This window comes from Kitasatospora brasiliensis, from assembly GCF_032654805.1.
Classification (GTDB): Bacteria; Actinomycetota; Actinomycetes; order Streptomycetales; family Streptomycetaceae; genus Kitasatospora; species Kitasatospora brasiliensis.
The window spans coordinates 642,040-654,339 of the sequence record NZ_JAUOOW010000001.1; the positions used below are offsets into that span (position 1 = coordinate 642,040).

The 12,300-nt window shown below is 75.5% G+C and carries 6 protein-coding genes; 1 reads left to right on the forward strand and 5 read right to left on the reverse strand.

Annotated features, from left to right (window positions below; genetic code table 11):
• Positions 1–603: 603 nt before the first annotated feature.
• Positions 604–1,410 (reverse strand): TrmH family RNA methyltransferase, encoded by an 807-nt coding sequence (locus QWJ13_RS02925; RefSeq protein WP_316520260.1) that lies wholly within the window; start codon positions 1,408–1,410, stop codon positions 604–606.
• A gap of 89 nt (positions 1,411–1,499) precedes the next feature.
• On the opposite strand from QWJ13_RS02925, the gene QWJ13_RS02930 reads away from it, so the two are divergent.
• Entirely contained in the window at positions 1,500–4,241 is a 2,742-nt protein-coding gene (locus tag QWJ13_RS02930; protein WP_316520261.1) for a SpoIIE family protein phosphatase, read from the forward strand.
• A 50-nt stretch (positions 4,242–4,291) separates the two neighbouring features.
• Here the strand turns inward: QWJ13_RS02930 and cobA are convergent, their stop codons facing one another.
• From cobA to QWJ13_RS02950, 4 genes are all read right to left on the reverse strand, one after another.
• A complete protein-coding gene (cobA, locus tag QWJ13_RS02935; RefSeq protein WP_316520262.1) occupies positions 4,292–5,539 on the reverse strand; it encodes a uroporphyrinogen-III C-methyltransferase in 1,248 nt (415 codons plus the stop codon).
• Positions 5,540–5,647: 108 nt separating this feature from the next.
• Entirely contained in the window at positions 5,648–9,631 is a 3,984-nt protein-coding gene (cobT, locus tag QWJ13_RS02940) for a nicotinate-nucleotide--dimethylbenzimidazole phosphoribosyltransferase (RefSeq protein ID WP_316520263.1), read from the reverse strand.
• Between the two features lie 482 nt (positions 9,632–10,113).
• Entirely contained in the window at positions 10,114–11,367 is a 1,254-nt protein-coding gene (gene cbiE / locus QWJ13_RS02945) for a precorrin-6y C5,15-methyltransferase (decarboxylating) subunit CbiE (RefSeq protein ID WP_316520264.1), read from the reverse strand.
• 151 nt (positions 11,368–11,518) lie between these two features.
• Positions 11,519–12,154, reverse strand: coding sequence for a GNAT family N-acetyltransferase (locus QWJ13_RS02950; protein WP_316520265.1), 636 nt, complete (start codon positions 12,152–12,154; stop codon positions 11,519–11,521).
• Positions 12,155–12,300: the final 146 nt, after the last annotated feature.

Consider the following 12,300-nt stretch of genomic DNA (forward strand, 5'->3'; position numbering starts at 1 on the left):
GCGGGCCGCAGGTCGCGCTGAGCGCGGTGCTGCCGGCCCGGTACAAGGGCCAGCCGGCCGCGGTGGTCGTCCTGCGACGGGCGGAGGGCTCGGCGCCGGTCGACCTCGTCCAGCTCTACACCTTCACCGGGGACTCCCCCGTCGCCACCGCCTCCCGCACCTCGGTGGCGGACCCGCAGGCGACGGCCACCTGGCGGCTGGACGGCAGCACGGTCGTCCGCGAGGAGCGCATGGCCGTCACCGGCGCGGTCGCCTCCACCCGCTACGCCGTCCGCCCCGACGGCACCCTCGACGAATCCTGGCCCGGCGCCACCACCCCGCCCCCCGCCGCCGCCCCCGCCCCACCCACCGCCCCCACCGGCTGACCCGGCGAAGGCACCGGACGTCGGACCGGCCGACTTGCGGTGTGCGGCCATGACGTCTGCGCAAGCCGGCGGCGCCGGTGGAGAGTGCGGGCAGAGCGGCGCGCGAGAAGTCGGGCCCGCCGACTTCTCGCGCAACGGTGGCCCATGCGAAGCGGGCAGGGCCTGGCGGCGCTGGCGAGGAACCCCCGTAGCGGAGCGCCAGAAGTCGGGCCCGCCGGCTGTTGGTGTGTGTGGTGGGTCAGGGGGTGGTGACGGCGTAGAAGGCTACGGCGGCGGCAGCGCCCACGTTGAGGGAGTCGATGCCGTGGGCCATGGGGATGCGGACGGGATGGTGGGCGGCGGCGATGGCGTGGGGGGTGAGGCCGTCACCTTCGGCGCCGAGCATGAGGGCGGCCTTGGGAAGGTGGTGCGGGGTGAGGGTGTGGAGGTCGACGGCGGTGGCGGCGGGGGTGAGGGCGAGGAGGGTGAAGCCGGCGTCGCGGACGGTGTCCAGGGCGGCGGGCCAGGGGTCCAGGCGGGCGTACGGGACGGCGAAGACGGCGCCCATGGAGACCTTGACGGCGCGCCGGTAGAGCGGGTCGGCGCAGTCGGGCGAGAGCAGGACGGCGTCCATGCCGAGCGCGGCGGCGCTGCGGAAGATGGCCCCGAGGTTGGTGTGGTCGACCAGGCCCTCCAGGACGGCGACCCGGCGGGCCCCGGCAAGCACCTCGGAGGCGGCGGGGAGGGGCTTGCGCTCCATCGAGGCGAGGGCGCCGCGGTGCACGTGGTAGCCGGTGACGGCTTCGGCGAGGGCGGGCTCGACCACGTGGACGGGGGCGTCGGCCTCGGCGATGACGTCGCCCATCACCTCCAGCCACCTGGGGGTGAGCAGCATCGACCGCATCCGGTAGCCGGCGGCGATGGCCCGGCGGATGACCTTCTCCCCCTCGGCGATGAAGAGGCCTTCGGCGGGTTCGCGGCGGCGGCGCAGCTCGACGTCGGTGAGACCGGTGTAGTCGGCGAGGCGGGGATCGGCCGGGTCGGTGATGGTGCGGGGTTCGGACACCCTGCGATCTTGCCAAGCCGGGGCGGGGAAGGCCAAACGGCGGAGGGGGCTGGGTGGTCCCCGGCTGGCCGTGGTGCAAATATGACCGTATGGCCCGAAATCCGGGCCGATCCCGGGCTCCGTCGGCCTCTGGCGCCACTGGCTCCACCGGCTCCGCCGGTGGGCGCCCACGCGGTCGGCCACAGCTGCCACGTGCGAAGCGCCCGTGGCCGGTGTGGCACCGGTCGGTGGCCGGGCAGGTGTTCGCGCTCCAGATCCTGGTCGTCCTGCTACTGGTGGTGGCGGCCGCGGTGGCGCTGGTGGTGCAGGCACGCACCGATGCCGAGCACGAGGCGCGCAACCGGTCCGTGGCGGTGGCCCAGGCCTTCGCCAACTCCCCGGGCATCGTCGAGGCGCTGCGCTCCCCCGATCCGACCGCCGTCCTCCAGCCGAGGGCCGAGGCCGCGCGGATCGCCTCGGGCGTGGACTTCATCGTCGTGCTGAACGACCAGGGCATCCGCTACACCCATCCGGACCCGTCGCGGATCGGGCAGAAGATCGTCGGCGACTACCAGCCCGCCCTGCACGGGCAGGTGGTGACGCAGCAGGTCACGGGCACCTTCGGCCCGTTGGTGCAGGCGGTGGTCCCGGTGCGCGCGCCGGACGGCTCGGTGCCGGGATTGGTCTCGGCGGGCGTGACGCTGCGGAACGTGAGCAGCGCGAGCGAGCGCCAGCTGCCGGTGGTGCTGGGCACCGCGGCGGGCGCGGTCGGGCTGGCCACCCTGGGGACGGCGCTGATCAGCCGGCGGCTGCGGCGCCAGACGCACGGGCTGGGCCCGGTCGAGATGACCAGGATGTACGAGCACCACGCGGCGGTGCTGCACGCGGTGCGCGAGGGCGTAATGATCGTCGGCGGGGACGGGCTGCTACTGCTCTGCAACGACGAGGCGCGCCGGCTGCTGGACCTGCCGCCGGACGCCGAGGGCCGGCCGGTGGCCGAGCTGGGCCTGGAGCAGGCGCCGCTGGAGCTGCTGACCGCCGGCCGCCGGGTGACCGACGAGGTGGTGCTGTCCGGGGAGCGGCTGCTGGCGGTGAACGTCCGGCTGATCGACCAGCCGCTCGGCACGCCCGGCTGCGTCGCCACGCTGCGCGACTCCACCGAGCTGGCAACGCTGTCCGGCCGGGCCGAGCGCGCGCAGCGGCGGCTGCGGCTGCTGTACGACGCCGGGGTGACGGTGGGCAGCACGCTGGACGTGACGCGGACGGCGGAAGAGCTGGCGCAGGTCGCGGTGCCGCGGTTCGCGGACTTCGTCACGGTGGACCTGGCGGACCAGGTGCTGACCGGCGGGGAGCCGCCGCCGGGCCCGTCGCTGGGGCGGATGCGCCGCGTCGCGATGACGGGCGTACGGGAGGACGCGCCGTTCTACCCCGTCGGCACGGTGCTGGACGTGGTGCCCACGACCCCGCTGGCCGGGGCGCTGCACAACGGGGAGCCGAACATCGAACCGCGCCTGGCGGAGGCCACCGGGTGGCGCGAGCAGGACCCGGAGCAGTCGGCGCAGGTGCTGGCGCACGGGGTGCACTCACTCGTTCGGGTACCGCTGCGAGCGCGCGGGGTGCTGCTGGGGGTGGCCCGGTTCTGGCGGGCGCAGCGGGCGGAGCCGTTCGAGGCGGACGACCTGGCGCTGGCCGAGGAGCTGGTGTCGCACGCGGCGGTGTGCATCGACAATGCCCGCCGCTACACCCGGGAGCACACCATGGCGGTGACGCTCCAGCACAGCCTGCTGCCGAGCAACCTGCCGGACCAGACCGCGCTGGAGGTGGCGCACCGCTACCTGCCGGCCCAGGCCGGGGTGGGCGGGGACTGGTTCGACGTGATCCCGCTGCCGGGCGCGCGGGTGGCGCTGGTGGTCGGGGACGTGGTGGGGCAGGGGCTGCACGCGGCGGCGACGATGGGCCGACTGCGCACGGCGATCCACAACTTCTCGACCCTGGACCTGCCGCCGGACGAGCTGCTGGGGCACCTGGACGAGCTGGTGAACCGGATCGACCAGGACGAGGCGGCGAGCGGCGAGCGCGCCGAGCTGGCCGGGGCGACCTGCCTGTACGCGATCTACGACCCGGTGTCACGGCGCTGCACGCTGGCCACCGCCGGGCACCCGCCGCCGGCCGTGGTGGACCCGCAGGGCCGGGTGGTGTTCCCCGAGCTGCCGACCGGGCCGCCGCTGGGGCTGGCGGTGCTGCCGTTCGAGACGGCCGAGCTGGAGCTGGCCGAGGGCAGCCGACTGGTGCTGTACACGGACGGCCTGGTGATGGACCGCGCGCGGGACCTCGACGAGGGGCTGGAGCTGCTGCGCACGGTGCTGAGCGGGGCGCCGCGCACACCCGAGCAGACCTGTGCGGACGTGCTCGGGGCGATGCTGCCGGGGCACCAGCAGGACGACATCGCGCTGCTGGTGGCGCGGACCAAGGTGCTGTCGCCGGACCAGGTGGCGCAGTGGGAGGTGCCCTCCGACCCGGCGGCGGTGGGCGGGGTCCGGGCCGCGGTGGCGGAGCGGCTGACGGCCTGGGGGCTGGAGGAGGCCGCGTTCGTCACCGAGCTGATCCTGAGCGAGCTGGTGACGAACGCGATCCGGTACGGCTCCGGGCCGATCCGGGTGCGGCTGCTGCGGGACCGGTCGCTGATCTGCGAGGTGTCGGACGGCAGCAGCACCTCGCCGCACCTGCGGTACGCGGCGACGGAGGACGAGGGCGGGCGCGGGCTGTTCCTGGTCGCGCAGTTCGCGGACCGCTGGGGGACGCGTTACACGGCGACCGGGAAGGTCATCTGGACGGAGCAGCCGCTGGAGTAGGAAGTCGGCCGGGCCGACTTCCCACTCCGCATGAGCGCACGACCGTACGGTCAGTGCCGGAAGGCCGCGGCCAGCACGTTGACGACGTCGCCGACGACGATGACCGCCGGCGGCTTGATCCCCTCGGCCTCGACCACCGCGGCGACGGTGCCCAGGGTGGCGTCCACCCGGCGCTGGGCGGCGGTGGTGCCCTCCTGGACGATGGCGACCGGGGTGTCGGCCGACCGGCCGTGCTCGACCAGCCGGGCGGCGATCGCGCCGATCTTGTCCACCGCCATCAGCAGCACCAGGGTGCCGCTCATCTTGGCGGCGGCCGCCCAGTCGGTGAGCGAGCGCTCGTCGTCCGGGCCGACATGGCCGGAGATCACGGTGAACTCGTGCGTCATGCCGCGATGGGTGACCGGGATGCCGGCCGCGGCGGGCACGCTGATCGAGCTGGAGATCCCGGGGACGACGGTGACCGGGAGGCCCGCCTCGGCGCAGGCCAGCAGTTCCTCGCCGCCGCGGCCGAAGACGTACGGGTCGCCGCCCTTGAGCCGGACCACGAACTTGCCCGCCTTGGCGTGCTCGACCAGGGTGCGGTTGATCGCCTCCTGGGCCATGAACCGGCCGTACGGGATCTTGGAGGCGTCGATCACCTCGACGTGCTCGGGCAGTTCGGCGAGCAGTTCGCGCGGGGCGAGGCGGTCGGTGACCACCACGTCGGCGTCGGCGAGCAGCCGGCGGCCGCGCACGGTGATCAGGTCCGGGTCGCCGGGGCCGCCGCCGACCAGGGCCACCCCGGCACCGTGCGAGCGGTACTGGCGGGCGGCCAGCGAGCCGTCCCGCAGGCCGTCCACGATGGCGTCGCGCAGGGCGGCGGAGTGGCGCGGGTCGCCGGTGAGGACGGCCACGGTGGCGCCGGCGTCGCGGCCGCTGGCCGGGGTCCAGGCGGTGGCCGCGGCGGCGTCGTCGCTGCGGGAGCAGAACACCCGCTCGCGCTCGGCCTCGGCGCTGACGGCCGCGTTGACGGCCGGGTCGTCCGTGGCGACCAGCGCGTACCAGGTGTCGGCCAGGTCGCCGTCCCGGTACGGGCGGGCGTGCCAGGTGAGCTCGCCGGCGTCGGCCATGGCCTGGACGGCCGGGATGGTGGCCGGCGATATCAGGTGCAGATCGGCGCCGGAGGCGATCAGGGCGGGCAGCCGCCGCTGGGCGACCTGGCCGCCGCCGACCACGACGACGCGGCGGCCGGCCAGCAGCAGGCCGACCGGGTACGGGGTGCGGCCCTCGGTGCTCGGGTGCGGGGTGGGCGCGGTCATCGGTGGTGCTCCTGATCAAGGGGGGAGGGTGTGGGGAGGGGACGGAGCGACACCGCTCCGCGGTCCGGCGCGCCCTCGGGCCGGTCCGCGGAGCGGTGTCGGAACGCGTCAGGCCTTCTCGGTGACCCCGGCGGAGTCGAAGGTGGCTACCTCGTGCATCGCGCGGGCAGCGCTCTGCACCAGCGGCAGCGCCAGCAGGGCACCAGTGCCCTCGCCGAGCCGCAGGTCCAGGTCGATCAGCGGGCGCAGGCCGAGCTTCGCCAGCGCGGCCTGGTGGCCGGGCTCGGCGGAGCGGTGGCCCGCGATGCAGGCGGCCAGCACCTCGGGGGCGATGGCCTTGGCGGCCAGCGCGGCCGAACCGGCGATGACGCCGTCCAGGATCACCGGGGTGCGCAGCGAGGCGGCGCCCAGCAGGAACCCGGCCAGGGCGGCGTGCTCCAGACCGCCGACCGCGGCGAGGACGCCGACCGGGTCGCTCGGGTCGGGCTGGTGCAGGGCCAGCGCGGCGCGGACGACCTCGACCTTGCGGGCGTGGGTCTCGTCGTCGATGCCGGTGCCGCGGCCGGTGACCTCGGCCGGGTCGAGACCGGTGAACACCGAGATCAGGGCGGCCGAGGCAGTGGTGTTGGCGATGCCCATGTCGCCGGTGACCAGCGCCTTGTTGCCCGCCGCGACCAGGTCGCGGGCGGTCTCGATGCCGACCTCGATGGCCTGGAGGGCCTCCTCGCGGGTCATCGCCGGGCCCTGGGTCATGTCGGCGGTGCCGGGGCGGACCTTGCGCGGCAGCAGGCCGGTCGCGCGGCCCTGCTGGACGGCGTCCGGCAGCTCGGCGGCGACGCCGACGTCGACCACGCAGACCTCGGTGCCGATCTGCTTGGCGAAGGAGTTGATCACCGCTCCCCCGGCCAGGAAGTTCCCGACCATCTGGGCGGTGACCTCCTGCGGCCAGGGGCTGACGCCCTGGGCGTGCACGCCGTGGTCACCGGCGAAGACCGCCACGCAGGCGGGCTCCGGGATCGGCGGCGGGCACTTGCGGGACAGGCCGCACAGCTGGGCGGAGATGATCTCCAGCATGCCGAGCGAACCGGCCGGCTTGGTCATCCGCTTCTGCCGGTCCCAGGCCTCGCCGAGCGCCTTGGCGTCCAGCGGGCGGATGCCGCGCAGGGTGTCGGCGAGCAGGCTCTGCGGCTCCTCGCCGGGCAGCGCGCGGTTGCCGTACTGCTCCTCGTGGACGACCCAGGACAGCGGGCGCTTCTTCGCCCAGCCCTGCTGCTCCAGCTCGGGCTCGTCCGGGAACTCGTCGACGAAGCCGACACACAGGTAGGCGACGACCTCCAGGTGCTCGGGCAGGCCGAGCTCGCGGACCAGCTCCTCGTCGTCGAAGAAGCTCACCCAGCCGACGCCCAGGCCCTCGGCACGGGCGGCCAGCCAGAGGTTCTCGACGGCCAGGGCGGCCGAGTACGGGGCCATCTGCGGCTGGGTGTGGCGGCCCAGGGTGTGCCGGCCGCCGCGGGTGCGGTCGGCGGTCACCACGATGTTGACCGGGGTTTCGAGGATGGCCTCGATCTTGATTTCCTTGAACTGCTTGGCCCGGCCCTTGGGCAGCGAGTCCGCGTACGCCTCGCGCTGGCGCTCGGCCAGGGCGTGCATCCGCTTGCGGGTCTTCGCCGAGCGGATCACCACGAAGTCCCAGGGCTGCGAGTAGCCGACGCTGGGCGCGGTGTGGGCGGCCTCCAGGACGCGGATCAGCACCTCGTGCGGGATCGGGTCCGGGCGGAAGCCGTTGCGGATGTCGCGGCGCTCGCGGATCACCTGGTGGACGGCTTCGCGGCCGACCTCGTCGTAGCCGGGGGCGGCCGGGCCGCGCGGCTCGGCGGGCTCCTCGGGCTGCTGCTCGGACTGCTCCTCGGGCTGCTCCTCGGGCTGCTCCTGCTGCTCCGGCGCCTCCGCGGCGGCGGGCTGCTCCTCGGTGGGCTGCGCGTCGGTGGGCTGCACGTCGGCAACCTCGGCGGGCTGCTCCTCGGTGGCCTCGACGGCCTCGGGGGCGGGCTGGGCGGCCTGCGGCTCCTCGGCGGTCTCCACGGCCTCGGCAGCTTCGACGGCCTCGGCCGGGACCTCGGCAGCCGGCTCCTGGACGGGCTCGGCTTCGGCGGCGACGGGCTCCACGACGGCGGCCGGCTCGGCCTCGGCCGGGGCCTGCTCGACGGGGGCCTCGGCCTCCGGGGCGGCGACGGGCTGCTCGACGGCACCCTCGGCGACCGCACCCTCGACAGGGGCAGCCTCGACGGTGGCGGGCTGCTCGGCGACGGGCTGCTCGGCGTGCGGCTCCTCGACAACCTCGGCCGTGGCCTCGACGGCCTGCTCGACCGGCTCGGCCTGCTGGACCTGCTCGGCCTCGGCAGCGGCGTCGGCGGTCACCTCGGCGGGCACCTCCACACCCTGCTCCGCGACCGGCTCGGCCTGCTCGGCGGGCGCCTGGGCCGGGACCTCGGCCTGCTGCTGCGGCTGCTCGGCCTCGGCTGCGGCCTCGGCGACCACCTGGCCGGACGGCATCTCACCGGTGCCCGCGGCGGTCTCGGCAACCGCCTCGGCAACCGCTTCGACGACCGGCTCCACGACGGCTTCCGGCGCGGCCTCAACCGGCTGGGCCTGCTCGACGGCCTGCTCGGCCGGAGCGGACTCGGCGACCTCGACGACCTCGGCAACCTGGGCCGTCTCGGCAACCTCAACGACCTCGGCGACCTCAACGACCTCAACGACCTCGGCAACCGCGACGGCCTGCGGCTCGGCGGCGGCCGCTATGGGCGCGGGCTGCTGCGGGGCCGCCTCCGCGACGGCCGGGGCCTGCTCGGCCGCCGCGACCTTGGGCAGGCCGTGCGAGGTGGGAGCGGCGAGGAAGGCGGAGATCCGGCGCGGCTGACCGGCCGGGGCCGCGGCCTCGGGCTGCTCGGCGGCAACGCCCTCGACGGCGACCTGCTCGGCGACAGCGCCCTCGGCCACGGCAGGCTCGGCGACGGGCACGGCCACCGCCTCGGCCACCGGCTGGGCGGCGGTCTCGGCCGGGACCGGCTGGGCCACGACGGCCTCCGCGACGGCCTCAGGCGCCGTCACGACCTGCTCGGCCTGGGCGACCTGCGCCTGCTGGACGGCCTCCGGCATCTCGATGACCTCGATCACCTCGATCGCCCCGACCATCTCGACGGCCGGTACGACCTGGACCGGCGGCCCGGCCAGCGGCACCTGCTGGACCAGGTGGGCCTGCTCGGCCTGCTGAGCCGGCTCGATGAACTGGACCTGCGGTACCTGCGGCAGCTGCTGCCCGTCCACCGCCGGAACGCCCTGGACGCCCGGAACCCCCGGGGCCACCGGAGGAGCGACCGGGACGCCCTGCGGCGCGACGGCCGGAGCCGGCGCGACGGCCTCGGCCACCGGCGGGCGGCCGACCACCGGGATGCCGTGCGCGGGCGTGCCGCCCTGCGACGGCCCGCGGTCGGCGAGCGAGCGGACCGGCACCTGGCCGGTCATCAGCGACGGGTCCGGGATCGGCGGACCGGCGTGCAGCGGGCGGCGCGGCTGCTGAGCCTGCGTCACCGGCTGCTGGACCTGCGGCTGCATCTGGACGGGCTGCTGCTGGACGCCGTGCTCGGCGCCGAGCCCCGGCGGGTCCACCGGCGGCCAGGACGGCTCGACCGGCATGCCGTCCGGCTGCGGCGCGGCCGCCATCGGCTCGCCCCAGGAGCCCTGCGGACCCGGCATCAGCAGCACGTCGTCATCGTCGTCCAGGCCGTCCGGCGCGTCGGGCTGGTCGAGGAAGTGGAAGGCCGGGCGCGGGGCGCCCTGGTCGACGGCCCAGCCCTCGCCGGGAACGCCGTAGCCGTGCTGGCCCTGCGGCGGGATGACGCCCGCACCCGGGGGCATCGCCCCGGGGACGCCGCCGATCGGGGCCGCCGGGTTCGGGATCATCCCGCCGTCCGTCGCGACGCCCTGGAGGGGTGCAACGCCCGCGACGCCCTCCGGTCCGCCGAGCGGGTCCGGCCCGGCGTTCAGGTGCTCCGGCAGTCCCTCGCCCGGGACGTGGCCGCCATCGGTCATTGTCAAAGCTCCTTCCAGGCCGCTGCCGCGCCCTCGGCGACGCGATCACCGATCGCAACGCCCATCCGCGCGGGCCGAACCTGCACCGACCCGCCCCTAACCACATGCGGCCGCCGCGCCGTGGCGCTGCGGCCCAAGTCCATCCGGCGCGCTGTGGCACCCCGGCCCGGCGCACCGCCCACGCGGGGCGGCACATCGTCTGAAACAACGACAACCCGGAGCAACCGGCACGACCGCACCGGACCCTACGGCATTCTCCAGGTCCGGCACGAGGCCCGTCGAATTGCCCACACTCCGAGCAGAAGCGGGTTGCACCACGTCAAAAAGGTGACAAACCGACTGAATCGGGTGGGGCACCGACCGACGCGGCCACCCAGGACGTCACACTACCGGCACCGCACGGTCACCTCTCGAATCGGTGTCCGGATGCGACCTGGATCACCGTCACCGCCATCGACGCTCCCCGGGCACGCCCAAGGCCTTCACCCGATCTGCTCACCCCAGAGCACCAGCACGCCGGCCCCGCCCGCCCCCAGTGCCAGCCCTTCGTCCTCCCCCGCCGTACGCAGCGGGGTCGACTGGAGCAGCGCGCCGTCCGCCCGGTAGCCGGCCCCGGCGATGGCCCGGCGGACCTCCTCCGCCTCGGCGAGGGTCCTGGGCAGCGCGACGAAGCGCTCCGGGCGGCGGTCCAGCACCGCGCGCACCACGTCGAGTCCGCCGGACTCCACCACCGCCGCGTCCGGCTCCGGCAGACCGCCGAGCACCTCGGGGCCGCTGCCGTACACCGCCTCCACCTCGACGCCGAAACGGCGGGCGTTGACGGTCAGCCGGGCGCAGGCCGAGCGGGAGCCCTCGACCGCGACCACGGCGGCGCCGAACCGGGCCGCCTCCACCGCGAGGGCGCCGCTGCCGGCGCCGACCGACCAGACCAGGTCCCCGGGGCGGGCACCCAGACGGGCCAGCACCAGGGCGCGTACGTGGGCGGGGAGCGCCTCCGGTGCGCCCGGCTCGCCCGCCGTGCGCCCGGCGCCCGCATAGGCATCACCGGGGAGCGCCCAGCCGCGTTCCGCGCCGGGGTAGCCGACCGGGCGCCCGGCGAGCCAGCCGGCCGCCTCGTCCACCCCGGGCCGGGCCGCGCCGCCGATCACCAGCACCACGTTGGGGTCGCGCCACACGTGGTCGGCGATCCGGTCGGAGGTGAGGACGGTGACGTCCTCGTCGGGGGTGCCGAGGGCCTCGCAGACCACGAAGGTCCGGTGCACCCCGCGCAGCATCAGGGCGAGTTCGGTGGGCCCGGCGCCCGGCGCGGTGAGCACCGCGACCTTGGGGTGGGCCCGGCAGATGTTGGCCGCGCGGCGCAGCCGGCCGCCGTGGGCGCTGACCACCTGGGCGTCCTCCCAGGGCATGCCGGCTCGCGCGAAGGCGGCGGCCACCGAGGAGACGGCGGGCAGCACCTCCAGTTCGAGGCCGTACTCGGGGCGGCGCAGGGTGCGCACCACGCCGAAGAAGCCCGGGTCGCCCTCGGCGACCACGACGGCCGCGCCGCGGTGCTCGGCGATCCGGCGGGCGGCCTGGCGGATGTTGCCGAGGGTGATCCGCTCGGCGGACTCCGGCACCGGGAGGGCGCCGAGTTGGTAGGGGGCGCCGGCCACCAGGGTCGCCGCGGCGAGGGCCGCGCCGGCGGCCTCGGTCAGCGGTGTGCCGTCCCACCCGATGACCGTGATCCGGTCAGCCATCTGCGGCCGCTCTCCCTCGACTCGGTGCGCCACTCGATCCGCCGTCGTGCGGTGCCGGTGCCGAGGCTACCGGGTGTGATCCCCCGGAACCCGACATCTCGCACACATGTCCGCCCCGGGTGAACAAGGCGACGGTGGTGCGCGCCGTACCTCAGTCGCGCAGCACGTAGCGGTGGTCGCCGTGCCAGCCGGCGCGGTCGGGCTCGGGCGACTCCAGGTCCTCCGGGAGCAGGCTCCACAGGATCAGGTCGCTGCGGCTCTCCTGGACCACCTCGCCGGACTCCCCCCGGACTATCCAGGCGCTGCGCAGCACGCCCTCGCTGATCCCGCCGATCTTCTGGGCGACCTGCTGGGCGGCGGTGTTCCCCGCGGCGGTGCGCAGCTCCATCCGCAGGAAGCCGCGGTCCTCGAACAGCCACTGGGCGACGCCGAGGACGGCCTCCGGGGCGTAGCCCTCGCCGCGCGCCCAGACGGCGGTGACGTAGGAGATCTCGGTGCTGCGCAGCCGCCAGTCGGTGTTGCGCAGCTCGACCAGGCCGACCAGGCGCTGGGTCAGGTGCTCGGTGACGGCGAAGACGATGCCGCGCCCGGCGGCCCGGTGGGCGGGGGCGAGGGTGCGGGCGAGCTCGCTCGCGTACTCCTCGGTGAAGGGGTGCGGCAGGTCCGTCCAGGCGAGGACGAGGTCATCGGCCATCATCGTGGCCAGACCGGGGGCGTCGTCCTCCGCAAGGGGTCGCAGCAGCAGCCGTTCGGTGCTGATGGCGGTCTCGGGGAAGCTCGCTGCCATGCCGTCTCTCCTCGCCGGGTCGTGAACACAACACCGTACGCCTCCGTCGTGCCCCAGGTGCCACACGGTGCGCCCGCCCGCACGACGGTACGTCAGATCGCGGCCGGTCGGAGCCGTCCCTGGTGCATACTGCCCGACCGGGCCCC

What these genes read in the sequence shown, in the direction of transcription:
- cbiE (WP_316520264.1), bottom strand. Translation starts at nt 11,367, where the DNA reads ATGGCTGACCGGATCACGGTCATCGGGTGGGACGGCACACCGCTGACC.
- cobA (WP_316520262.1), bottom strand. Translation starts at nt 5,539, where the DNA reads ATGACCGCGCCCACCCCGCACCCGAGCACCGAGGGCCGCACCCCGTAC.
- cobT (WP_316520263.1), bottom strand. Translation starts at nt 9,631, where the DNA reads ATGACCGATGGCGGCCACGTCCCGGGCGAGGGACTGCCGGAGCACCTG.
- QWJ13_RS02950 (WP_316520265.1), bottom strand. Translation starts at nt 12,154, where the DNA reads ATGGCAGCGAGCTTCCCCGAGACCGCCATCAGCACCGAACGGCTGCTG.
- QWJ13_RS02930 (WP_316520261.1), top strand. Translation starts at nt 1,500, where the DNA reads ATGGCCCGAAATCCGGGCCGATCCCGGGCTCCGTCGGCCTCTGGCGCC.